The organism is Pseudomonas putida, from assembly GCF_001976065.1.
GTDB classification, from domain to species: domain Bacteria; phylum Pseudomonadota; class Gammaproteobacteria; order Pseudomonadales; family Pseudomonadaceae; genus Aquipseudomonas; species Aquipseudomonas serbica.
Window position 1 is genome coordinate 11,839 of record NZ_MNAH01000013.1, and the last position, 21,703, is coordinate 33,541.

Consider the following 21,703-nt stretch of genomic DNA (forward strand, 5'->3'; position numbering starts at 1 on the left):
AGTGCGTGAGCAAGACCAAAAAACAATAACAAAACGGGTGCTAGACACCGAGGAGGCAGCATGGCGTTTCATCACAGTACTGTGGCCGATGAAATGGATACTTCGATTGGCATTCCACGTCGGTACGCCTGGATTGTGTTTGTGCTGACCTTTGGCCTGTTGATTTCCGATTACATGTCACGGCAGGTACTCAATGCCGTGTTCCCGATTCTCAAGAACGAGTGGACCCTGAGCGACGGCCAGCTCGGCCTGCTCAGCGGCATCGTCGCGCTGATGGTCGGCCTGCTGACGATTCCCCTGTCGCTGCTGGCCGACCGCTTTGGCCGGGTCAAGAGCCTGGCGTTGATGGCTGGCCTGTGGAGCCTGGCAACCCTGGGCTGTGCACTGGCCCAGAACTACCCGGAAATGCTGTTTGCGCGCTTCTTGGTCGGCGTCGGCGAGGCGGCCTACGGCAGCGTCGGCGTCGCCGTGGTGGTGTCGGTCTTTCCCAAGAGCATGCGGGCGACCCTCGCCAGTGCCTTCATGGCGGGCGCCATGTTCGGCTCGGTGCTGGGCATCTCCATCGGCGGGGCAATCGCGGTGAAGCTGGGCTGGCGTTGGTCGTTCGCCAGCATGGCGCTGTTCGGCCTGGTGCTGGCGGCGCTGTACCCGATCATCGTCAAGGAAGCGCGTATTGCCCCGCAGCGTCTGGCCACGATCGCCAACAAGGCCACAGCCGAGCGCCCTCTGCGCACCCTGTACGGAACGCGTTCGGTGATCGCTGCCTACATCGCCAGCGGCCTGCAGACATTCGTGGTCGGCAGCATGATTGTGTGGATGCCGAGCTATTTCAACCGCTATTACGCGATGGGCGAGGGCAAGGCGGGCGTCATGGCGGGCGTCATGGTGTTGTGCTGCGGTGTCGGAGCGATTCTGTGCGGCATGCTCAGTGATCGCCTGAGCCGGCAATCGCCGTTGCGCAAGATCGAGATGTCCATGGTGTTCTGCCTGGGCAGTTGCCTGTTGATGTCGCTGGCCCTGATGCAGCCCGTTGGCACGCTGCAGTTGGTGCTGATCGGCCTGGCGATGCTGTTGGTGACGGGCATCAACGGCCCGACCATTGCCACGATCGCCAACCTGACCCACTACAAAGTGCATGGCACCGCGTTTGCCACCCTGACCCTGGTCAACAATCTGATCGGCCTGGCCCCGGGGCCTTTCCTCACCGGCCGGGTGTCTGACCTGATCGGCCTGCATGGCGCCTTCCAGTTGATACCGCTGATGAGCATCGCGGCAGCGGCGGTTTTTTTCTATATCCGTTGTCACTATCTCGACGACATTGCAAGCGTTCAGGGCGGGAAGGTCGCAGAGGCGCCGGGCAAAGCCGCGATGGAGGTGTCGTCGTGACGGGGACATTGCGCATCAATGTGTTCTTCGACTTCATTTGCCCCTGGTGCCTGATAGGCAAGCGCCAACTTGAACGCGCACTCACGCAGTTGCGTGCCCGCCACCCGCAAGTCGAGGTGGAGCTGGCCTGGCATGGCGTACAGCTGCTGCCGCACCTGCCGGCGCAGGGCGTGCCTTTTGTCGAGTTCTACCGCCAGCGACTGGGCAGTGCCGAGGCGGTGCAAGCGCGCCAGGCGCAAGTCCGCCAGGCCGCGGCCAGCGTCGGCGTGAGCATCGACTTCAATGGCATCAGCACCATGCCCAACACCGCCGATGCCCATCGTCTGCTGGAGCGTGCCGCTGAACTGGGCAGCGTGGCGCAGCGCGATGCCTTGCTGGAGCGGCTGTTCTCCGCCTATTTTCATCAAGGCGAGGACCTCGGGAACAGTGCCACCCTGCTGTCGATCGCCGAGTCCTGTGGTTACTCGCGTGCGGCCCTGGCCGACTGTCTGGAGGGCGCTCGCTTCCCCTACAACGATGGCGGTATGAGCGCCAGGGGCGTGCCGTATTTCATCTTCAACCGTCGCCAGGCGCTGTCCGGTGCACAGCCGGCCGAGGTGCTGTTGCGGGCGATGGAGCAGACCCTTGAGCAGGACGCGGCCGGGAGTCAATCGGCATGAGTCGGCGCATCGCGGTACCGCCTGAGAAAGTCCCGGCACCAGGCCTGCGCACGCTGTTCGAGCCTGAGGGCCGCAGCCTGGCGCTGTTCAATGTCGCCGGCCAACTCTACGCCATCGACGACAGCTGTCCGCATCAGGGGGCATCACTCTGTGGTGGTCGGCTGGAGGGCCGGGTCATCCAGTGCCTTGCCCACGGCCTGCGCTTCGACCTGGCGAGCGGCTACCTGCTGAATTCGAGCAGCGTGAAGGTCGGCAGCTACCCGGTCGAGGTGGTCGACGGCCAGGTGTTCATCGTCATCGCTTGCAAGGAACCCGCCTCATGAGTGCCATTGCCCTGGCTGATGTTCAAAGCCGTGTGCAGGAACTGATCCCCGGTTTCATCGTCAGCCTGATCGTTGCCGCGGCGGCGAGTTTCCTTTCCGAGCACTATGGCGCGCCGGTGATGCTGTTCGCGTTGCTGCTCGGCATGGCGGTGAATTTTCTCGCCGCCGACGGCAAGTGCAAGATCGGTATCGAGTTCACCTCACGCACGGTGCTGCGCATCGGCGTGGCGTTGCTAGGCATGCGCATCACCCTCGAACAGATCGCCGCGCTGGGCTGGAAACCGGCGGCCCTGGTGGTGATCTCAGTGGTGGTGACCATCCTCGTGTCGATGGTGGCGGCCAGGGCCATGGGCTTCCAGCGCCTGTTTGGCATGCTCACCGGCGGCGCCACGGCCATTTGCGGCGCCTCCGCGGCCTTGGCATTGGCGGCGTCCTTTCCCCATCATCCGCAGAAAGAGCGGGCCACGCTGTTCACGGTGATCGGTGTGTCGGCGCTGTCGACCCTGGCCATGATTCTTTACCCGATGATCGCCAACTGGCTTGAGCTCGATCCGCAGTCGGCCGGGGTGTTTCTTGGCGCCACCATTCACGATGTGGCCCAGGTGGTGGGCGCCGGCTACAGCCTGTCGACCGAGACCGGCGATACGGCCACTGTGGTCAAGTTGATGCGAGTGGCCATGCTGCTGCCGGTGATCGTTTGCGCGGCGATGATTGCCCGCAGGCAGGGTGTTGATCCGACGGGTAAACGACCGCCGTTGTTGCCTTGGTTTGCGGTGGGCTTTTTGATGCTTGCGTGCCTCAACAGTACTGGCTGGATTGCTCCGGCTGTGCAGGGTTTGACCAATGATCTTTCGCGCTGGTGCCTGGTCATTGCCATCAGCGCGCTGGGTATGAAGACTCAGCTCAGGGAGCTTGCGGCGGTGGGGATCAAGCCCATTTTGCTGATGGTGGGGGAGACGGTCTTTCTCGTCGTGTTGGTGCTGTTGTTGATGCGTTGGGGCTTGTAGGCGAACGTCCCGGGATTTGCTCCTTTTTGCGGTCGTCTTTCCAGCAGATGACCGTTTTTTTTGTACGGTCCATCTCTCGCGGCCGTACCCGATCCACTGTAGGAGCTACTTGTAGGAGCGAGCTTGCTCGCGAAAAGCGTCTGGACAACGCGGTCACTCAGACAGAGCGCGTCATCGTTGACGACCTTCGCTGGCAAGCCAGCTCCTACAGGGGAATGCGTTCACTTGAGATCAGGTCGGCCCATAGGGCGCCTCACTTTGGCCGTTGCTCTGGCTTTTGATTTTCTTGCCCCCACGGAGCAGGACCGGAGCGAGGTGACCCGCTGTAAGAGCGGAACCATAAGCGGCCGTTACCGCAGCAACGGATATGTACTCCGTTGACAAACACCAGGCCAGGTATCAAGCCTCCTTGCGCGGCACAATCTTGCGTTCACTGCGCCACGCAGCCGGCGGCATGTTGAACTGGGAGATGAACCAGCGCGTGAAGGAGTTGGGCATGGAGTAGCCGAGCATGTCGGCGATCCGTCCCAACGAGTAGCCGGGGTTCTCCAGGTAGCGCACCACCAGGTCGCGGCGCACGCTGCTGATCAACTCGCTGAAACTGGCGTCTTCTTCGCCCAGGCGGCGCTGCAGGGTGCGTACGTTCATGCCCTGGCTCTGGGCAATCTGCGCGATGGTCGCGCGGCCCATGGGGAGCAGAAGGTAAATGGATTTGCGCACCTCGAACGCCACGGAGTGATCGTCCTTGCCCAGCAGCGAATCCATGTAGCGTTGCGCATGGCGGGCCATGGCCGCATTGGCCAGGGGGATGGTGGTGTCGAGGTTGGCGGCGGGACAGACGATGCCGTTGAACTCGCAGCCGAACTCCAGCTTGCAGCCGAAGATGCGGCGATGCACCGAGAGGTCCGCCGGCGCGTCATGGGTGAAACAGACCGTGATCGGGTGCCAGTGTGTGCCGAGCAGGGCGGCGCAGAAGCGGTGCATCACGGCGATGGCCAGTTCGATGGACTGGCGGTTGTTAGTGCCCATGTCGGTCACCAGCTCTTCGCGAATGATCACCGTGTTGCCGGTTTCCTCGATGTAGATCGCCAGTGACTCGTTGATCAGCCGCCGGTAATGCACGATCACATCCAGCGCATCGCGCAGGGTGCTCTGATGACTGAGCAGCAGGCTCACTTCGCCAAAATCCGCCAGTTGACGCAGCTCGGCCATGCGTAGGCCGAGGGTTTCGCAACCGCTCAGGCGCGCCGATTTTTCCAGCAGGATGATGCTGGCGGTGGCCGGGATACGTTGGCTCTGATCGCTCAGCATCGCGGGGCTCAAGCCGACTTCGGCCAACAGGGCGACCGCGTTCAGCCGTAGGTGGCGAGCGACGTCCAGATAGTTGGTCAGTACGGCGGTTCGTGCTTGTACGGGCATGGCGTGACTACATTCCAGGTGGTGACAAATGCGCTCTCGCTGTCGCGGTTCCCTGCCAGTTATAGAGACTTGATCGCGAAATGAAAAGCTCCGGGCGCGGTAAATCTCCCGGGGCGATTCTGCGGCGCTGTCACCAAAAGGGAAGTGGCTGACGCCAAATGTAACGCGCGCCGACAAGGCGAATCCTACTGTGCTGCTGGCAGGGTTCGGAATGTTGGCGGACCCGCTCGATGGATTGTTCGAGGGTAAAAAACGCGATGAATGACACCACGATTTTGATAGTTCCCGGCCTGCGCGAACACGTGCCAGCGCATTGGCAAACCTTGCTTGAAGCGAAGCTGGACAACGTCCGCTCGGTGCCGCCACTGGAAGACAACAAGCTCAGCCTGGCGGCTCGGGTGGAAGCGATCCAGAGCGAACTGGAGAAAATTTCCGGCCCGGTGATCCTGGTGGCCCACAGCGCCGGTGTGCTGATGGTGGTGCACTGGGCCGCCCGTCATGACCGTCCGATCAAGGGCGCCTTGCTGGCCGCGCCGCCGGACCTCGAGGCCAACTGGCCAGCCGGTTATCCAACCCCGGAGAACCTGCGGGCCAATGGCTGGGACCCGTTGCCAAACGGACCTCTGCCGTTCCCGGCGATCGTCGCGGCCAGTACCAACGACCACCTTGCAAGCCTCGAAGCCGTGACCCGGATGGCCGCGCAATGGGGCGGTCAACTGGTCAACCTCGGTGCCGTCGGCCATCTCAATCCTGCCGCCGGATACGGCGAGTGGCCGCAGGCCGAAGACTTTATCCGCACGCTCGATCGCTAGTCGAAAACGCCTGAATCAAACCGCCTGAAGAAAACTCGCAGCGGCACCAGGACCGGATGCGAGCCCGTTGTTAGCGCCAAAAAACAAAAACAACAAAAAACGGAGACAACGCAATGCACACCACGACAAGACCCTGTCCGCTGCATCTGAGCCTGCTGGCCAGCGCCACATTGTTCGCGTCCATGCCGGCTGCCCAGGCCTTTGAATTCGGTGATAGTGAGAATTGGGCCGTGCGTTTCGATAACACCCTGAAGACCAGTTACGGTCAACGGGTGGAAGGCGAGAATTCGAAGATTGCCAGCGCCTCCAACTACAACGACGGTGACAAGAATTTCAGTGTCGGCAGTGCGGTGACCCAGCGGGTCGACCTGCTGACCGAGCTGGACGTGGTCTATCAACGCCAGATGGGTTTTCGGGTCAGTACCGCGAGCTGGTACGACCATGCCTATGACAATGTCGGCTCCAATTCCAACCCTTTTCCAGGGCAGGCGGACAATGCTGGCAACCTGGTCGCGGCGCGGCAGTCCGGGGCGATCCAGCCCGGCGATTCGCTGAACGGCCACACGGCCCGCAAGCATGGCCTGAGCGGCTACACAGATCGTTATTACAACGGTCCCTCCGGCGAGATTCTCGATGCCTTTGTGTTCTACAGCACCGAGGTCGGCGAGGAGTCGATGTTCAGCGCCAAGCTCGGGCGGCACAACATGTACTGGGGCGAGACCCTGTTCAACGCGGCCAACGGCATCAACTACGGTCAGTCGGCCCTGGACCTGGCCAAGTTGTACAACGTGCCCGGCACCGAGACCAAAGAGCTGTTCCTGCCGCGCAACCAGCTGTCCATGTCGTTCACAGTCAACCCTGAGCTGACCTTGGGCGCGCAATACTTCCTGGAGTTCCGCAACACCCGTCTGCCCGAGGGTGGCACCTACATGGGCGGCTACGACATGTTCGGCGAAGGCGGGGAAGTGTTCTGGCTGCCGGTGCCGACGGCGTTGAACGGGGCCGGGGCGTTCTACGGTACGCCGCGCGGGCATGACCTCAAGCCGCACAACACTGGTGACTTCGGGCTGATGGCCAAGTGGAGCCCGCAGTGGCTGGATGGCACCCTGGGCTTCTACTACCGCAAGACCTCGGACCCGATGCCGGTGGTGCTGATCAATGCGCCCAACCTGCAGACGCCAGGCCTGCCGGGTCTCGACGGCGCTGAATACCTGGCTGCGTACGCCGATGACATCGACATCTACGGCATCAGCCTGTCCAAGGCCGTGGGCCCGGTCAGCGTCGGCCTTGATGTGAACTACCGCGAGAACATGCCGCTGCTGAGCAACTTCACCACCATCAACCCGACCTTGAGTGCGCAGGCGGAACAGGGCCTGGTCAACGGCGACAACCTGATCAGTGCCGTGCCAACCCGAGGCGACACCGGCACCGCCCGCGGCAAGACTTTCCACGTGGTACTCAACGGCCTGGTGAGCTTTGGCAGTACCCCGTTGTGGGACTCGTCCTCGCTGGCTGTCGAAGGCGCGATGACCCATCTGGTCAGCGTCGACAAGGGCAAGCAGTCGTTCAAGGGCAACTCCAGCTACCAGGGGGTCGACAAGGTCGACACCAATGCCTACTCCATCTCCACCAACTTCACTCCGACCTGGTTCCAGGTGTTCCCGGGTGTCGATATGTCCATGCCCATGTCCTACAACGTCGGCCTCAAGGGCAACTCGGCCGTGCAGCTCGGTGGCAGCGAGGACGCTGGCAGCTACGCCATCGGCGTCGCCGCGGACGTGTATCAAAAGTACAAGTTCGACCTCAAGTACGTGGACTCCTTTGGCCCCTTCAATACCTGTGAAACCGGCTTCGACAACAACACCCCCGGCAGCGGTGGGCAGTACCGCTGCATTCCCGGCCAGATCACTTCGCAGTCCGGCCTGGCGCCGCTGCTGAAAGACCGCGGGATGGTCACGGCCTCGTTCAAGACCACCTTCTGATTGACGCTCGAAATACAACAACAAGTGGAGAGAATTCAGATGAGAATGCTAAACAGCGTGCTGGCAGCATCCCTGGCGGCGGTCATTGCCGGTCAGGCCCAGGCGGCCGTATCGACCAAGGAAGCGGCGAAGTTGGGCACCAGCCTGACCCCTGTCGGCGCCGAGATGGCGGCCAATGCCGATGGCTCGATTCCGGCCTACACAGGCGGGCTGACCACCGCGCCAGCCGGCTTCAAGGCGGGCGATGGCATGCGCCCGGATCCATTTGCCGACGAGAAGCCGCTGCTGGTCATCGATGGCAAGAACGTCGACAAATACAAGGACCTGCTGACGGCCACCACGGCCGAGCTGGCCAAGCGTTATTCCACCTATCACATCAACGTATACCCGACCCACCGCACCGTCGCCCTGCCGCAGGCGGTGCTGGACAACAGCGTAAAAAATGCCACCGGCACCCAGTCCATCAACGGCGGCTTGTCCATCGATAACCTGTTGCCCGGCGTGCCGTTCCCGATCCCGACCTCGGGCAGCGAGGCGATGTGGAACCACCTGCTGCGCGTCGGCGGCAATCGCAACGTCAAGTACGACTCCTGGAACGTCGACTCGGCGGGTGTGCCGAGCCTGTCCACCACCGCGCTATCGTTCTCCAGCTATCCGATCTACGACGAAATGTCGAAGCCGTTCAAGAGCACGGACGTTTTCTTTCAGATGAAGCTGTACTACACCGGCCCCGCGCGCCGGGCGGGCGAGGCGATCATGCTCAAGGATACCGCCAACCCATTGGAGCAGCCGCGCCGCAGCTGGCAGTACCTGCCGGGCCAGCGTCGAGTCAAGCTGGCGCCCGACCTGGCCTATGACACGCCCAACCCGGGTACGGGTGGTGCGGGCACTTACGACGATGTGTTCGTCTTCAACGGTGCGCTGGATCGCTTCGACTGGAAACTGGTGGGCAAGCAGGAAATGCTCGTGCCCTACAACACCTACAAGCTGACCTACGCCGTGGACGTCAAGCAGCTGACCACCCCCAACCACATCGCATCTGACTTCGTGCGTTGGGAGAAACACCGCGTGTGGGTGGTGGAGGGCACGCTCAAGTCCGGTGCCCGGCACATCTACCAGAAGCGCCGCATCTACCTGGATGAAGACAGCTGGATCGCTCTGGCCTCTGACCAGTACGACTCGAGCGGCAAGCTCTACCGGGGTTCCTTCGCCTTCCTCAGCCAGAGCTACGACAAGAAGATCCCCGATGTCTCGCCGTTCATGATCTACGACCTGGTGGGTGGCTCCTACAACATCAACGGCATCACGGGCACCTACGGCGGCATCAAGTACATCGAGCCTCTATCGAAGGCGCAGTGGGCGCCGGATGCGCTGGCAGGGTCAGGTATCCGCTAAGCGTCAGGCAACAAGAGTCCGGGCGGCTTGAGTGCCGTTCGTCTGGGGTTACCGACTCCGACGCCGGGCTGCACCTTGAGTGCATCGCGGCGTCGTTTACCTTGAAGGTGCGGTATGGGTTCCATGAGAAATTTAGTGCTGGCGCTGCTGTGTACGCTGTTGGCTCTGGTGCAGGGTGTCGCCCGGGCGGGCGCTTATGTCGATGTGCTGGACCTGCCCGCCAAGCCCAGTGCCCTGGCCGTGCGCAGCCCCTTGATCGACATCGCCCGGGCCGGTGAGCGCCTGGTCACCGTTGGCCAGCGTGGCCATATTCTTTATTCCGATGACGCCGGTCAGCACTGGTTGCAGGCGGGCGTGCCGCTGAGCAGCGATCTGACCGCGGTGTTTTTTCCGACCGCCAGTCAGGGTTGGGCGGTGGGTAACGACGGCGTCGTGTTGCACAGCAGCGATGCCGGCGCGACGTGGAGCAAACAGCTCGACGGCCGCCAGATCGGTGAATTGCTGGTCAGGCATTACTCGGCGTTGGCCAGTGCCGAACCGGGCAACGTGCAATGGCCGCTGCTGGTCGCCGAAGGCCAGCGCCTGGTGGAGCAGGGCGCGGACAAACCGCTGCTCGACGTCTGGTTCGCCAATGACAAAGTCGGCTATGTGGTCGGTGTGTTCAACCTGATCCTGCGCACCGAGGACGGTGGCCAGAGCTGGACGCCGTTCCAGGATCGCACCGACAACCCGAAAGGCTTCCACCTCAATGCCATCGCCTCCACCGGGGATGCGCTGTACATCGCCGGCGAACAGGGCCTGTTGCTCAAATGGAATGACCACTCTCAGCGCTTCGCCGCCGTGCCGACGCCTTACCAGGGCAGCTTCTTCGGTGTGGTCGGCAAGCCTGACGAGGTGCTGGTCTACGGCCTGCGCGGCAACGTGCTGCGCAGTACCGATGGCGGGCAGCACTGGACCGCACTGGACAGTGGCCTGCACGTCAGCATCACCGCCGCACTCGTCGACGGCCATGGCCAATACCACCTGTTCACTCAGGCCGGACACGCGCTGGCCAGCCAGACGGGCGACCGGCTGCAGTTAATGCCGCACCAGGATTTGCCACCCGTAGCCGGGGCCACCCTGGCCGCCAATGGTTCGCTGGTGGTGGTGGGCAGCCGTGGCGCCCAGACGCTGGCCGCCGATCCAGCCCTCGAACCCTAAGAGCGAGAACCCAGACATGGGCAATATCAAACAAGACGCCATGCCGGTGATCCGCGAACTGCGTGATTTCGACCGCCGCTCCGGCAACCTGCTGGAAAGGCTGGTGTTCAACTATCGGCCGCTGTTCATGCTGCTGATGGCCATGGCCACGGTGATGCTGGGCTACATGGCCGTGACCCGCCTGGAGCTGCGCCCCAGCTTCGAGAAGATGATTCCCCAGAGCCAGCCATACATCCAGAATTACCTGGAGAATCGCCAGTCGCTGCGTGGATTGGGCAACTCGGTGCGGGTGGTGGTGGAGAACACCCAGGGCGATATCTTCGACCCCGGTTACCTGGAGGTGCTCAAGCAGGTCAACGACCAGTTGTTCCTCACCGAAGGCGTCGACCGCTCCTGGATGAAGTCGCTGTGGAGTCCCGGAGTGCGCTGGACGGAAGTCACCCAGGAAGGTTTCCAGGGTGGGCCGGTGATGCCCGATACCTACCGCGGCTCGCCCGGGGACATCGAGCGTCTGCGCCAGAACATCGGTCGGGCCGGCATCGTCGGCAGCCTGGTGGCCAGCGATTTCAAGTCAAGCATGCTGATCGTGCCGCTGCTGGACAAGGCCTCGGCCACCGGCCAGAGCATCAACTACCACCAGTTTTCGCAGATGCTCGAAGAGCAATTGCGCGACAAGATCGAATACGCCGGCGACAGCGCCGCACGCAAATCCGGCGCCGAGGGCAAGGGCCCGTACAAGGTCCGGGTGATCGGTTTCGCCAAGTTGATGGGCGACCTGATCGATGGCCTGCTCCAGGTGATGATGTTCTTCGGCCTGGCCGTGGTCACTTCCCTGGTCATCATCTACGCCTACACCCGTTGCGTGCGCAGCACCCTGCTGGTGGTCGGCTGTTCGCTGATTGCGGTGGTCTGGCAGCTGGGCATCGTTGCCTGGCTGGGTTATGCCATCGACCCGTATTCGGTGCTGGTGCCGTTTTTGATCTTCGCCATCGGCGTGTCCCACGCGGCGCAGAAGATGAACGGCATCATGCAGGACATCGCCCGTGGCACGCACAAGCTGATCGCCGCGCGCTACACCTTCCGTCGTCTGTTCATCGCTGGCGTTACTGCGTTGCTGGCTGACGCGGTAGGTTTCGCCGTGCTGATGCTGATCGACATTCCGGTGATCCAGGACCTGGCGATTACCGCCAGCATCGGTGTCGCCGTGCTGATTTTCACCTCCTTGTTGCTGATGCCGGTGGCGCTGTCCTACATCGGGGTAGGGCGCAAGGCCGCCGAGCGCGCGCTGAAAATCGACACCCGTGCCGACGGCCACAAGGGCTTTGGCAAACTCTGGGATTGGCTCGACCGCTTCACCACCCGCAAGTGGGCGACCGGCGCGGTGTTGGTCGCGGCGCTGATGGGCATCGGCGGTTTCATGGTTAGCCTGCAACTGAAAATCGGCGACCTCGACAGCGGCGCACCGGAGTTACGTGCCGACTCGCGCTACAACCGCGACAACGCCTACATCACCAGCCACTACGCACTGTCCAGCGACCTGTTCGCGGTGATGATCAAGACCCCGGCGGAAGGCTGCCTGAGTTACCAGACCCTGGTCCTCGCCGACCGCCTGGCCTGGGAGCTGCAGCAATCACCGGGGGTGCAGGCGACGTCTTCGCTGGTCAACGCGGTACGCCAGATCACCGCCGGCACCTATGAAGGCAACCCCAAGCTCAACAGCATCCAGCGCAACCAGGACGTGCTCAACTACGCCGCGCAGCAGGCCTCGGTCAACTCGCCGGAGCTGTTCAACAACAACTGCTCGTTGATGCCGGTGATTGCCTTCCTCAAGGATCACAAGGCCGAGACCCTCGACGCCGTGGTGGCGATTGCTGACAAGTTTGCCAAGGAAAACAGCAGCCCGGATCGCCAGTTCCTGCTGGCGGCCGGCAGTGCCGGGATCGAAGCGGCGACCAACATCGTGGTGCGCGAGGCCAACCGCACCATGCTGTTCTACGTCTATGCGGCGGTGACGCTGTTTTGCCTGATCACCTTCCGCAGTTGGCGCGCCACGCTGGTGGCGCTGCTGCCGCTGGTGCTGACCTCGATCCTCTGTGAGGCCTTGATGGTGGTCATGGGCATCGGCGTGAAAGTCGCGACCTTGCCGGTGATCGCCCTCGGCGTGGGCATCGGCGTCGACTACGCCCTGTACCTGCTCAGCGTCCAGCTGCACCACCAGCGCCAAGGCCTGCCGCTGTCCCAGGCCTACCGCAACGCCGTGTCGTTCACCGGCCGGGTGGTCGGGCTGGTCGGTATCACCCTGGCGGCCGGCGTGGTGTGCTGGGTCTGGTCGCCGATCAAGTTCCAGGCCGACATGGGCATCCTGCTGACCTTCATGTTCCTGTGGAACATGCTCGGCGCGCTGATCCTGATTCCTGCCCTGTCGTACTTCCTGCTGCGTGAGCGGGTGCCGGTCGCGCACGCCCGTGCCACGCAAGCCGCTTTATCCCCATCCCCTGAACGCCCGGGCATGCCCCATGCCCTGGCCACTTCCGAGTAAGCACTATGGCTGACTACAAAGCTCCCCTGCGCGACATGCGCTTCGTACTCAACGAGGTTTTCCAGGTGTCCCGGCTCTGGGCCGGATTACCTGGCCTGGCCGAGGCGATCGATGAAGAAACCGCCGCCGCCATCCTTGAGGAGGCCGGCAAGATCAGCGCGAACGACATCGCCCCATTGCGCCGCAGTGGCGACGAACAGGGTTGTTCCTGGAACAACGGATCGGTGACCGCCCCTGAGGGTTTTGCCCAGGCCTACCAGGTCTTCGCCGAAGGCGGTTGGGTCGGTGTCGGCGGTGAAGCGCAATACGGTGGCATGGGCATGCCCAAGGCGATTTCCGCCCAGGTCGAAGAGATGGTGGCCTCGGCCAACCTGTCGTTCGGCACCTACCCGATGCTGACCGCCGGTGCCTGCCTGTCGATCAAGGCCCACGCCAGCGAGGAACTCAAGGAACGCTACCTGCCGAACATGTACGCCGGCACCTGGAGCGGTTCGATGTGCCTGACCGAGGCCCACGCCGGCACCGACCTGGGCCTTATTCGTACCAAGGCCGAACCCCAGGCCGACGGCAGCTACAAGGTCAGCGGCAGCAAGATCTTCATCTCCGGCGGCGAACACGACCTGACCGAAAACATCATTCACCTGGTGCTGGCGAGATTGCCCGATGCACCCGCCGGGCCGAAAGGCATCTCGCTGTTCCTGGTGCCGAAAGTGCTGGTCAATGCCGACGGCGCCCTGGGCGAACGCAATTCACTGTCCTGCGGTTCCATCGAACACAAGATGGGCATCAAGGCTTCCGCCACTTGCGTGATGAATTTCGACGGCGCCACCGGCTGGATCGTCGACGCACCGAACAAGGGCCTGGCGGCGATGTTCACCATGATGAACTACGAGCGCCTGGGCGTGGGTATCCAGGGCCTGGCCCAAGGCGAACGTTCCTACCAGAGCGCCGTCGAGTATGCCCGCGAGCGCCTGCAAAGCCGTGCACCGGGCGGCGCCCCAGGTACGGAAAAGGCCGCCGACCCGATCATCGTGCACCCCGATGTGCGCCGCATGCTGTTGACCATGAAAGCCCTGAACGAAGGCGGTCGCGCATTCTCCAGCTACGTGGCCCTGCAACTGGACATCGCCAAGTACAGCGAAGACCCGACCGCCCGCACCCGCGCCCAGGAACTGGTGGCCTTGCTGACGCCGATCGCCAAGTCCTTTCTCACCGACATGGCGCTGGAAACCACCCTGCACGGGCAGATGATTTTCGGCGGCCATGGCTACATCCGCGAGTGGGGCCAGGAACAGCTGGTGCGCGACGTGCGCATCACGCAGATCTACGAAGGCACCAACGGCATCCAGTCCCTGGACCTGGCCGGGCGCAAGATCGTCGGCAGCGGCGGGGCGCTCTACCGCCTGTTCGCATCGGAAGTTCGCAACTTCACCGCCAACGCCAGCGCTGATCTCGGCGAGTTCACCCAACCGCTGAACGCCGCGGTAGACACCCTCGACGAATTGACCGCCTGGCTGCTCGATCGCGCCCAGGGCAACCCGAATGAAATCGGCGCCGCCTCGGTCGAGTACCTGCAAGTGTTCGGCTACACCGCCTACGCCTACATGTGGGCATTGATGGCCAAGGCCGCCATGGGCCAGCAGGGTGAAGACGATTTTTATGCCGGCAAGCTCGGCACCGCACGTTTCTACTTCGCCCGGCTGCTGCCGCGAATCCACTCGTTGAGCGCTTCGGTCAAGGCCGGTAGCGAAAGCCTTTACCTGCTGGATGCGGCGCAGTTTTGAACCAGGAATTCACGACCATGCTCAAGACAAAAATAATTCCCCCGGCAGATGGCGCCTACAGCTACCCGCTGTTGATCAAGCGACTGTTGCTGTCGGGTGAGCGCTACCAACCCGACAACGAGATTGTCTACGCCGACAAGCTGCGCTACAGCTACAAGACCCTGATCGAGCGCATCCATCGCCTGGCCAATGCGCTGACGGCGGCCGGGGTCAAGGCCGGGGACACCGTGGCCATGCTCGACTGGGACAGCCACCGCTACCTGGAAAGTTTCTTTGCCGTGCCGATGATCGGCGCGGTGCTGCACACGGTGAACATTCGCCTGTCGCCAGAGCAGGTGCTCTACACCATGAACCACGCCGAGGACGACCTGGTGCTGGTGCATGACGACTTCCTGCCGATGATCGAGCAGATCCAGGGCGGCCTGAACACCGTGAAAGGCTTTATCAGGCTGACTGACGACGCGGCGACCGGCACCGAGCTGCCTGTACTGGGGGAGTACGAAAGCCTGCTCGCCCAGGCCGCCTGCCATTACGACTTCCCTGACTTCGATGAGAACTCGGTAGCGACTCTGTTCTACACCACGGGCACCACCGGCGACCCCAAGGGCGTGTATTTCACCCATCGCCAACTGGTCCTGCATACCCTGAATGCCGTGGGCACCTTGGGCGCCAACCAAAGCTTCGCTCTGCTGCGTTCCGACGACGTTTACATGCCGATCACGCCGATGTTCCACGTGCATGCCTGGGGCGTGCCCTATGTCGCGACCCTGTTGGGCATCAAGCAGGTCTACCCCGGACGTTACGAGCCCAACAGCCTGGTGCGGTTGTTTCGCGAAGAGAAGGTGACCTTTTCCCACTGCGTGCCGACCATCCTGCAGATGATCCTCGGCTGCGAGGAAGCGGCGCAGACCGACTTCGAGGGCTGGAAAATGCTCCTGGGTGGCAGTGCGCTGACCCTGGCCATCGCTGCCCAGGCGTCCGCCCGAGGCATGGGCGTGCACAGCGGCTACGGCATGTCCGAGACCTGCCCGATGCTCTGCTCGACCTACCTGCGGGCGCAGGCGCTCGAGCAACCGATGCCAGCGCAACTGCCCGCGCGCATCAAGACCGGCATGCCGATCGCGATGGTCGACTTGAAAATCGTCGATGCCAGCAGCAACAGCGTGCCCCACGATGGCGAGTCCTTGGGCGAGATCGTGGTGCGTGCACCCTGGCTGACCCAGGGCTATCTGAAGGACCCGCAAAAGGGCGCCGAGCTGTGGCAGGGCGGTTGGCTGCACACCGGCGACCTGGCGTCCATCGACCCTCAGGGCGGGGTGGAGATCAAGGACCGGATCAAGGACGTGATCAAGACGGGCGGCGAGTGGATCAGTTCCCTGGAGCTGGAGAACCTGATCAGCGAACACGCCTCGGTCACGTCCGTCGCAGTGGTCGGCATCGCCGACGAGCAATGGGGCGAACGGCCCCTGGCCCTGGTGGTGTGTGAGCCCGGCCACTACCTGGATCGCAAGATCCTCGAGACGCACCTGCAAGGGTTTGTCGAGCGCGGCCGCATCAACAAATGGGCGATCCCCAAGCAGTTCAAGTTCGTCGCCGAGATCCCCAAGACCAGCGTCGGCAAGATCAACAAGAAGCTGATTCGGGAAAGCGCGTTGAGCTAAGGGAGACCGCCCTGTCTTGCGTTTTCCACTGCTTTATCCGATTGAGAAAATATCCATGAAAAACCTGATCCATTACCGTCGTGAAGATTCCCTGGCCCTGATCGGCCTCACCAGTGCCCCGGTCAACGCCCTCGGCCAAGCCCTGCGCGAGCAACTGCTTGAAGCTTGCGAACGTGCCGCCGCGGACGCCAGCGTGAGAGCGATTGTCCTCCACGGCGAGGGGCTGGTGTTCAGCGCGGGCGCCGACATTTCCGAGTTTGGCAGCGCCGCGTCGTTTGCCCGGCCGGACCTGTCGAGCCTGCTGGTGCGCCTCACCGAACTGGACAAGCCTTTGATCGCCGCCATCGGAGGACTGGCGTTGGGGGGCGGGCTGGAACTCGCCTTGGCCTGCGGCTACCGCGTGGCGGAGGCCGGGGCACGCCTGGGCCTACCGGAAATCAAGCTCGGCTTGCTGCCCGGCGCCGGTGGCACCCAGCGGCTGCCGCGTCTGATCGGCGCCGAGGCCGCGCTGGAGATGATCGTTTCGGGCCAGCCGATCACGGCGGCCAAGGCTCTGGCGCTTGGCCTGATCGAGCGCGTGGCACCAGACGCTGACAGCCTGCTCGATACCGCGCGCAGCCTTGCCAATGACTTGATTGCCCGGCAGGCGCCGGCGCGTCCGGGCTGGCCGCACGCGAATCCGGGAGCAACCCTGCCGGTGAACTATTTTGCCGACTACCGCACAGCGAACCAGAGTCGTTGGAAGGGCCAGAGCGCGCCACAACGCGTCGTGGCGGCGATCGAGGCGGCCTGCCGCCTGCCCTTGGCCGAAGGCCTGGCCAGGGAGAGCGAACTGTTCAAGGAGGCCGAGGCGTCCAGCGAATCCGAGGCGCTGCGCCATGTGTTTTTCGCCGAGCGTGAAATCGGCAAGCTGCCGGGGCTGGACGCGGGAACGCCGATCCGGCCGATCAACCGGGTCGCAGTGATCGGCGCCGGCACCATGGGTGGCGGGATCGCGATGAACTTTGCCAATGCGGGCATGGCGGTAACCCTTCTGGAGCTCAAGGCCGATGCCCTGGCACGTGGTCTTGAGCTGATTGGCAAAAACTACGAAACCAGCGTGCAGCGCGGCAAGCTCACCGCAGCGCAGATGGATCAGCGCTTGGCGCTGATCCACGGCACCCTCGACTACGCAGATATCGCCGACGCTGACCTCGTGATCGAAGCGGTGTTCGAGAACCTGTCGATCAAGCAGCAGGTGTTTCGCACCCTGGACGAGGTGTGCAAGGCCGGCGCGATCCTGGCGAGCAATACCTCGACCCTGGATGTCGACGCCATTGCCGCCGTCACCCGCAGGCCCGAGGACGTGGTCGGCCTGCACTTCTTCAGCCCGGCCAACGTCATGCGGTTGCTCGAAGTAGTACGCGGCACCGCCACGGCCCCAGACGTCCTGGCCACCACACTGAAAATCGCCAAGCGCATCGGCAAGATCCCGGTGGTCTCCGGGGTGTGCTTCGGCTTCATCGGCAACCGCATGCTCGAACCCTATTCCCGCGAAGCGCACCGCCTGCTGCTCGAAGGTGCATCGCCTGCGCAGATCGACAAGGTGCTCACCGACCTTGGCCTGGCCATGGGCGTGTTGGCCATGCACGACCTGGCCGGCATCGATGTCAGCTTTCTGGTGCGTGAATCGCGCCGTGAGCTCATCGCCCACGACCCGGGTTATTGCAAGCTCGCCGACGCGCTCTACGGCCTCGGCCGTTTTGGCCAGAAGACCCGCAGCGGCTATTACCTCTACGAAGGCCGCGAGCGCAAGGAAGACCCGCAAGTGCTGGCATTGGCCGAGCAGATCGCCGGCGAACTGGGCATCCAGCGCCGCGCCATCAGCGATCAGGAAATCCACGACCGCTGCCTGTTGATGCTGGTCAACGAAGGCATCCAGCTGCTCGACGAAGGCATCGCCCAGCGCAGCAGCGACATCGACCTGGTCTGGATCAACGGCTACGGCTTTCCGGCCTGGCGCGGTGGCCCGCTGCACTACGCGCAAGGGCTGGGGCTGGCCCATGTACTCGAGCGCATTCGCCATTACCGAGAGGCACTCGGTACCTACGGCGAAATGTGGTTCCAGCCAGCGCCATTGCTGGAGCGCCTGGTTGCCAGCGACCAGGCCCGCATCGAACGCAACTGACCTTTGGCGGCCACTTCAGGGTGGCCGCCGCAACTGATAGCTGAGGACCTCAAGCATGAAAGAAGCCGTCATTCTCTCCACGGCCCGTACGCCGATCGCCAAGGCGTTCCGTGGCGCGTACAACACCATCAAGTCGCCCACCTTGGCCGGTCACGCGATCCGCGAGGCTGTGGTGCGCGCGGGAATCGAAGCCCAGGAGATCGAAGACCTGGTGCTCGGCACCGCACTGACCAGCGGCACGGCGGGCCAGAACCTCGCGCGCATGGCCGCCCTGGCCGCGGGCTTGCCGCTGTCAGTCAGCGGGCAGACCCTGGACCGCCAGTGCGCCTCGGGCCTGATGGCCATCGCCACCGCCGCCAAGCAGATCATGGTCGACGGCATGCCGGCTGCGATCGGTGCCGGCCAGGAAAACATCAGCGCCGTACAGAATCGCCACATGGCGTGGGCCTTTGAGGAGCGCGATCCGCGGGTGGAACGCAACGCGCTGCACGCCTACATGCCCATGTTGCAAACCGCTGAACTGGTCGCCAGGCGCTACGGGATCAGCCGCGAGGCCCAGGATGCCTACGCCCTGCAATCGCAGATGCGCACCGCGGCGGCGCAGCAGGCCGGGCGGTTCGACAGTGAAATCATCCCGGTCACCAGCCTTCGCCAGGTAATCGACAAAGTCACCGGCGAGACGACGCTGCAAGAAGTCACCCTCAAGGCCGATGAAGGCAACCGTCCTCAAACCCGCCTGGAAGACCTGGTCAACCTCAAGCCGGTGATCGACGGCGGGTGCATCACCGCCGGCAACGCCAGCCAATTGTCCGACGGCGCCAGCGCCTGCGTGTTGATGGATGCGCGCCTCGCCGAGCAGCGCAACCTCAAGCCGTTGGGCCTGTATCGCGGGATTGCCGTGGCCGGCCTGGCCCCGGAAGAAATGGGCATCGGCCCGGTGCTGGCGGTGCCCAAGCTGCTCAAGCAACACGGCCTGAAGGTCGACGACATCGGCCTGTGGGAGCTCAATGAGGCCTTTGCCTGCCAGGTCCTGTACTGCCGCGACACCCTGGGCATCGACGACGGCCGGCTGAACGTCAATGGCGGCTCCATCGCCATCGGCCACCCGTACGGCATGAGTGGCGCGCGGATGGTCGGGCATGCTCTGCTGGAAGGCCGGCGCCGCGGGGTGAAGTATGTGGTGGTGACCATGTGCGTCGGCGGCGGCATGGGCGCTGCCGGGCTCTTCGAAGTGTTCCAGTAACCCGGGCAGCGTCTATTGCAGACGCCGCCACAGCGTGGAGCGACTGATGCCCAGGCGACTGGCAGTTTGCGCCAGGTTGCCGTCACAGGCCTGGAGCATGTCGAGGACGTATTGCCTTTCCTTTTCCTTGGCGATGCTTTTCAGGTCGGTGACGGGCACCGTTGGGGGCAGTGCCCGGCTGTTGCGCAGTTCGGGAATCACCAGAGCCAGGCTCGCTCCCTCGATCGCCGTGCCGCGCAACAGATCCTCGGCCGACAGCGCGGCACGTTCCAGGATGTTTTCCAGTTCGCGGATATTGCCGGGCCAGTGATACGCCATGAGGTGGGGCAGCAGCGATTCCAGCAGGCGCTCCTGCAAGGGTGGCACACGATGCTCGCCATTCAGGCGGCGCAAGATGGCCCGGGCGATGTCGCCGATGTCTTCGCTGCGCTCGCGTAGCGGCACCGTCTGCAGGCGCAGGATGTTCAGGCGATAGTAGAGGTCGCTGCGAAAACGTCCGGCTTCGATAGCTTGCGGCAGGTCTTGATGGGTGGCGGCGATGATGCGGATGTCAATGCTGATCGGCTCGGTGGCGCCCAGGCGCAGCACTTCGCGCTCCTGCAGGACGCGCAGCAGGCGGGTCTGCAAGGACACCGGCATGTCGCCAATTTCGTCGAGGAACATCGTGCCGCCATGGGCCGCTTCGATCAGGCCGGGTTTACCGCCTTTGCGCGATCCGCTGAAGGCGCCTTCCTGGTAGCCGAACAGCTCACTTTCCAGCAGCGATTCGGGAAAGGCCGCGCAATTGATCGCCACGAACGGGCCGCCCTGGCGGTTGCTGACATTGTGCATGCCTTGGGCCAGCAACTCCTTGCCGGTACCGCTTTCACCGGTGATCAGCACCGTCGATGAGGTGGCCCCATACCGTTGCGCCAGCTTGAGCAATTGGCGGGTGGCCGGGCTTTTGCCGCTGATCTGCTCGAGGCGGTACCTGGCCGAAAACCCGCCGGGGCGATGGGTCGAGCGGATGCGCTGGTCGGCGCGTTGGACCGCCGAGGTGTCCTGGCACGTCAACACCAGCCCGGTGCGCTGGCCGTCTTCGAGGATGGGCAGGATATTGCAGACCAGCAGATTCTGACCCAGTTGAATGACCGAGTTCTCTTCTCCGACGCCGCTGCGCAGCACTTCGTCCAGTGCCAGTTGCGGGCAGAACTCTTGCAGGGGACGCCCGAGCAGGCGGCTGGCGGGCATGCCCAACAACGCTTCGAATGCGGGGTTCAGCGCTTGCACGATGCCCTGGTTGTCCACGGCTGCAACGCCGGAGGGAATGTGCTGCAACACGGCGTCCAGGTGCCGGCGCTTGGCCAGTTCGCTGCGCTGGCTGTGCAGGATGCCAAGGGCTTCTTCCAGGGCTTTGCGCACGGTGGTCTGGCTGATTGAAAGCACACCGTGCAAACCGACCTGCTCCGCCAGTTCAACCACGGTGGATGAGCCGATCACTGTCTGGCAACCCAGGTGGCGAGCGCGCTCTACTGCCTGCCTGGCCTCGTCGAGGGTGATGTAGCACCCCTGGTGGATCTGCACGGTGAACAGCGCCGCCAGCGAGTCGAGGTCGGCGTTGATTCGCGCATGGCTGATGACGGCGATCTGCGGTGAATGCAGTCGCGCCTGTTCCAAAGCCCACAGTAGATCGGCGCCGCCCACGCGCATCGATAGCACCGGTCGGGTCAGGTGCCGGCGCAGGTAGGCGGCGGTGGCGCCAGCGCAGACGAACACCTCGACTTCGCCGTTCTGCTCCAGCTCGCGGGCCAGTTGCAGCGACTCCTCGACGGTGGTGTCGAGCACGCGGATGTTGGTTTCGCCTGAGTAGTCAGGCAGCACGCTGGTCACCACGCGGGCCAGGCGGCTCTGCTGCAGGGGTCGCTGCAGGTGGCTGATCAGCACGATGATCCGGGGGAGGCGAGGCGGCATGGCGACTGGGCTCGTATGTTTCAGTTGGGTGTCATATATGAATTCAGTTGTTTCAATATTGCAAGTTCGGTGCTCGCAAGCAGGTCTTGCGACTCTGCCAAGAATGGCTGCAGGCCCCACTGCATAAGGGGGAGAGCGATGCACGGGGAAACTGGCCCGGCAATTGCTCCATGACT

Annotated in this window: 15 protein-coding genes; 13 read left to right on the top strand and 2 right to left on the bottom strand. The window is 63.4% G+C overall.

Annotated features, from left to right (window positions below; genetic code table 11):
* Positions 1–60 precede the first annotated feature (60 nt).
* From BKX96_RS29915 to BKX96_RS29930, 4 genes are read left to right on the top strand one after another with little or no spacing between them, the layout of a single operon-like run.
* Entirely contained in the window at positions 61–1,386 is a 1,326-nt protein-coding gene (locus BKX96_RS29915; protein WP_077186222.1) for an MFS transporter, read from the top strand.
* Entirely contained in the window at positions 1,383–2,045 is a 663-nt protein-coding gene (locus tag BKX96_RS29920) for a DsbA family oxidoreductase (RefSeq protein WP_046818023.1), read from the top strand. The genes BKX96_RS29915 and BKX96_RS29920 overlap by 4 nt, the downstream gene beginning before the upstream one ends.
* Positions 2,042–2,368: a Rieske (2Fe-2S) protein gene (locus BKX96_RS29925; protein ID WP_046818022.1), complete on the top strand. Its 327-nt coding sequence runs from the start codon at positions 2,042–2,044 to the stop codon at positions 2,366–2,368. The genes BKX96_RS29920 and BKX96_RS29925 overlap by 4 nt, the downstream gene beginning before the upstream one ends.
* Positions 2,365–3,375 (top strand): YeiH family protein, encoded by a 1,011-nt coding sequence (locus BKX96_RS29930; RefSeq protein WP_077186223.1) that lies wholly within the window; start codon positions 2,365–2,367, stop codon positions 3,373–3,375. Before BKX96_RS29925 ends, BKX96_RS29930 begins: the two co-directional genes overlap by 4 nt.
* A 399-nt stretch (positions 3,376–3,774) precedes the next feature.
* On the opposite strand, the gene BKX96_RS29935 is transcribed toward BKX96_RS29930, so the two are convergent.
* The gene (locus tag BKX96_RS29935) at positions 3,775–4,794 is read right to left on the bottom strand and encodes an AraC family transcriptional regulator (RefSeq protein WP_046818020.1); all 1,020 of its coding nucleotides are present in this window, start codon (positions 4,792–4,794) and stop codon (positions 3,775–3,777) included.
* 257 nt (positions 4,795–5,051) lie between these two features.
* Between BKX96_RS29935 and BKX96_RS29940 the strand changes: the two genes are divergently transcribed.
* From BKX96_RS29940 to BKX96_RS29980, 9 genes are all read left to right on the top strand, one after another.
* Positions 5,052–5,606 carry an RBBP9/YdeN family alpha/beta hydrolase gene (locus BKX96_RS29940; RefSeq protein ID WP_046818019.1) on the top strand — a complete coding sequence of 185 codons (555 nt, stop codon included), beginning with the start codon at positions 5,052–5,054 and terminating at the stop codon, positions 5,604–5,606.
* Between the two features lie 113 nt (positions 5,607–5,719).
* Complete coding sequence (locus BKX96_RS29945; RefSeq protein WP_046818018.1) at positions 5,720–7,588, top strand: DUF1302 domain-containing protein; 1,869 nt, start codon at positions 5,720–5,722, stop codon at positions 7,586–7,588.
* Between the two features lie 39 nt (positions 7,589–7,627).
* A complete protein-coding gene (locus BKX96_RS29950; protein ID WP_077186224.1) occupies positions 7,628–8,983 on the top strand; it encodes a DUF1329 domain-containing protein in 1,356 nt (451 codons plus the stop codon).
* Between the two features lie 114 nt (positions 8,984–9,097).
* On the top strand, positions 9,098–10,183 hold the full coding sequence (locus BKX96_RS29955; protein ID WP_077186225.1) for a WD40/YVTN/BNR-like repeat-containing protein: 1,086 nt from the start codon (positions 9,098–9,100) through the stop codon (positions 10,181–10,183).
* Between the two features lie 16 nt (positions 10,184–10,199).
* Positions 10,200–12,722 (top strand): efflux RND transporter permease subunit, encoded by a 2,523-nt coding sequence (locus BKX96_RS29960; protein WP_077186226.1) that lies wholly within the window; start codon positions 10,200–10,202, stop codon positions 12,720–12,722.
* 5 nt (positions 12,723–12,727) lie between these two features.
* Positions 12,728–14,506, top strand: coding sequence for an acyl-CoA dehydrogenase C-terminal domain-containing protein (locus tag BKX96_RS29965; protein WP_046817767.1), 1,779 nt, complete (start codon positions 12,728–12,730; stop codon positions 14,504–14,506).
* A 17-nt stretch (positions 14,507–14,523) separates the two neighbouring features.
* Complete coding sequence (locus BKX96_RS29970) at positions 14,524–16,167, top strand: fatty acid--CoA ligase (protein ID WP_077186227.1); 1,644 nt, start codon at positions 14,524–14,526, stop codon at positions 16,165–16,167.
* A gap of 55 nt (positions 16,168–16,222) precedes the next feature.
* Positions 16,223–18,334, top strand: a complete 2,112-nt coding sequence (locus BKX96_RS29975) for a 3-hydroxyacyl-CoA dehydrogenase NAD-binding domain-containing protein (protein WP_077186228.1) — start codon at positions 16,223–16,225, stop codon at positions 18,332–18,334.
* 55 nt (positions 18,335–18,389) lie between these two features.
* The gene (locus tag BKX96_RS29980; protein WP_046817770.1) at positions 18,390–19,577 is read left to right on the top strand and encodes an acetyl-CoA C-acyltransferase; all 1,188 of its coding nucleotides are present in this window, start codon (positions 18,390–18,392) and stop codon (positions 19,575–19,577) included.
* Between the two features lie 12 nt (positions 19,578–19,589).
* Here the strand turns inward: BKX96_RS29980 and prpR are convergent, their stop codons facing one another.
* Complete coding sequence (gene prpR / locus BKX96_RS29985; RefSeq protein ID WP_077186229.1) at positions 19,590–21,527, bottom strand: propionate catabolism operon regulatory protein PrpR; 1,938 nt, start codon at positions 21,525–21,527, stop codon at positions 19,590–19,592.
* Positions 21,528–21,703 lie beyond the last annotated feature (176 nt).

What these genes read in the sequence shown, in the direction of transcription:
- BKX96_RS29915 (WP_077186222.1), top strand. Translation starts at nt 61, where the DNA reads ATGGCGTTTCATCACAGTACTGTGGCCGATGAAATGGATACTTCGATT.
- BKX96_RS29925 (WP_046818022.1), top strand. Translation starts at nt 2,042, where the DNA reads ATGAGTCGGCGCATCGCGGTACCGCCTGAGAAAGTCCCGGCACCAGGC.
- BKX96_RS29930 (WP_077186223.1), top strand. Translation starts at nt 2,365, where the DNA reads ATGAGTGCCATTGCCCTGGCTGATGTTCAAAGCCGTGTGCAGGAACTG.
- BKX96_RS29935 (WP_046818020.1), bottom strand. Translation starts at nt 4,794, where the DNA reads ATGCCCGTACAAGCACGAACCGCCGTACTGACCAACTATCTGGACGTC.
- BKX96_RS29940 (WP_046818019.1), top strand. Translation starts at nt 5,052, where the DNA reads ATGAATGACACCACGATTTTGATAGTTCCCGGCCTGCGCGAACACGTG.
- BKX96_RS29945 (WP_046818018.1), top strand. Translation starts at nt 5,720, where the DNA reads ATGCACACCACGACAAGACCCTGTCCGCTGCATCTGAGCCTGCTGGCC.
- BKX96_RS29950 (WP_077186224.1), top strand. Translation starts at nt 7,628, where the DNA reads ATGAGAATGCTAAACAGCGTGCTGGCAGCATCCCTGGCGGCGGTCATT.
- BKX96_RS29955 (WP_077186225.1), top strand. Translation starts at nt 9,098, where the DNA reads ATGGGTTCCATGAGAAATTTAGTGCTGGCGCTGCTGTGTACGCTGTTG.
- BKX96_RS29960 (WP_077186226.1), top strand. Translation starts at nt 10,200, where the DNA reads ATGGGCAATATCAAACAAGACGCCATGCCGGTGATCCGCGAACTGCGT.
- BKX96_RS29965 (WP_046817767.1), top strand. Translation starts at nt 12,728, where the DNA reads ATGGCTGACTACAAAGCTCCCCTGCGCGACATGCGCTTCGTACTCAAC.
- BKX96_RS29970 (WP_077186227.1), top strand. Translation starts at nt 14,524, where the DNA reads ATGCTCAAGACAAAAATAATTCCCCCGGCAGATGGCGCCTACAGCTAC.
- BKX96_RS29975 (WP_077186228.1), top strand. Translation starts at nt 16,223, where the DNA reads ATGAAAAACCTGATCCATTACCGTCGTGAAGATTCCCTGGCCCTGATC.
- BKX96_RS29980 (WP_046817770.1), top strand. Translation starts at nt 18,390, where the DNA reads ATGAAAGAAGCCGTCATTCTCTCCACGGCCCGTACGCCGATCGCCAAG.
- prpR (WP_077186229.1), bottom strand. Translation starts at nt 21,527, where the DNA reads ATGCCGCCTCGCCTCCCCCGGATCATCGTGCTGATCAGCCACCTGCAG.